We start from the raw sequence: 1941 nt of genomic DNA on the forward strand, positions 1-1941 counted from the left end.
ACGTGCAGACCTTTCGTCATGGCCTCCTACCTTTCTTTCGGGCCCCTGTCAGGGCCGATTCGTTAGCGCCCCTCCGTGTGAGGCGTTATTGCTGACGACATATTTATATCCAAAATCAGTTCATACTTCCACCTCGCCCCCGAACGGTTTTATATGAGGGGTGAACGGCATACACATATACTTCACGCATGGCACACTTTGATTTAATAAAGTTTATTTACGTGCTTAAACGCGTTTTCAATCCAAATAACAAATGGAACTTAACTTTATTAAACCACCCTCAAATTGCATATTTCCAATAAAGCTATGAATAGAATTAGCGATTCATACCGCGTCTCAACCATTTTCATTTTTATTCAGAAAAAAGTTTGTCCTATTCATTTCTGGTAACAAATTACCGTTTACCAGACGTTGGATACCGTTCACCGGAAGCTCAGTATAAGGCCCATCGGATACCGGCTCGCCTTATGGCCTCATTTGTAACAACTTGACTTCTCGGTATAGAAAAACAGTCCCGCTCCCCTCATGGGAAACGGGACTGTTATCGATAATCGTAGACAGATTTGAGCGGTTTTGAGAGCCGTCGGAATCCTAGCGATCGAACTCCGCCAGTGCCTCGCCCAAAAGCCTCAGACCCTCGCGCAGAACGTCCTCGCTCGCGCAGTAGCCCAGGCGTGCGCCGCAGGGAAGCTCAAAGCGGCTACCGGGAACCAACAGCACTCCCCTCTCGGCCAGCAGGCGCTTGCAGAACCCCTCGTCGTCCTCGGGAATATCAAGCTTGATAAACGAGGTAGACACGCCCTGCGGGGCCGTCCAGGAAACGCGATGCTGCGTATCGATCCAAGCCTGCGCGATATCGCGGTTTCCAAACACGATCTTGCGGTTGCGCTCGAGGATCTTGTCCTTGTGCTTGAGCACATAGGTCGCCAGGGCGTCGTTGAACACGCCGCCGCAAATCATGGTGTAGTCGCGGTACGTGCGAATGCGGTTAGATACCTCTTCGTCTGCCACAACCCAGCCCACGCGGGCCGCGGGCGTCGAATAGGTCTTGGACACCGAGTTGGTGACGATGGCCTTCTCGTACACATCGGCCATCGACAAAAAGTCCTCAGTGTTCTCAAGCGGCAGGTACACCTCGTCGCAAAGCACATAGGCGCCAACCGAGCGGGCGATCTCGGCAATCTGGCCGAGCGCATCGGCATCGAGCACCGTTCCGATGGGGTTCGATGCGTTGTTGATGCAGATGAGCTTCGTGTTGGGGCGCACCGAGCGCTTGAGCTCCTCGATATCGGGTTTCCATCCGAGCTCCTCACGAAGCTCCCAATACTCGACCTCGGCGCCGAGCGTACGCGGGATCTCATAGAGCGGCGCATAGGTAGGCCACTCGGCGATAACGTGGTCGCCGGGCTCGACCACGGCCATGATGGCGTTGAGATTGGCGCCCGTGCAGCCGTTGGTCTGCAGGATGTGATCGGGATTGACCTCGCGACGATACAGCTTGGCAACCTCGGCCTTAAACTCCGGCGAACCCTCGATCCAGCCGTAGTTCATCTTCTCGCGGTCCAGGCGTTCATAGAACGTGGCGCCGTCCTGCTCGTCGAGCGCGCGCAGCTCGCCCATGGTAAGCGAGGAGATCGTCGACTGGGCGATATCCCACGTGGCGCTCTTCTCCCAAACGTTGAGCCACTCTTCAACGCCGATTGTCTTGATATCCATGGCCAAGCTCCTTACAAAAGCAGTCATCCAATCGTGTTGACGTTCCTCATACAAGAATGGGGCGGTGCGAAAACCCGCACCGCCCCATTGGGAGACATCTAATTGCAGCTAGATGTATGTATTAAGACCTGTACGGGTCCTTGAAGACCTTAGAGGTCCTCGCGCCAGAAGGGCATGCTCATGCAGCGCGGGCCGCCGCGGCCGCGGGAGAGCTCGGCGGAGGGC

The 1941-nt window shown here is 55.3% G+C and carries 2 protein-coding genes; both read right to left on the reverse strand.

Going from position 1 to position 1941, the window contains the following annotated elements; all coding sequences use genetic code 11:
* Positions 1 to 591: 591 nt before the first annotated feature.
* A complete protein-coding gene (locus AB5Z20_RS09810; protein WP_368157176.1) occupies positions 592 to 1716 on the reverse strand; it encodes an aminotransferase in 1125 nt (374 codons plus the stop codon).
* A gap of 149 nt (positions 1717 to 1865) precedes the next feature.
* Positions 1866 to 1941 (reverse strand): arginine deiminase family protein (locus tag AB5Z20_RS09815; RefSeq protein WP_195239190.1); only part of this gene is annotated, 76 nt, incomplete at its 5' end.

This window comes from Collinsella aerofaciens (assembly GCF_040910245.1).
Classification (GTDB): Bacteria; Actinomycetota; Coriobacteriia; order Coriobacteriales; family Coriobacteriaceae; genus Collinsella.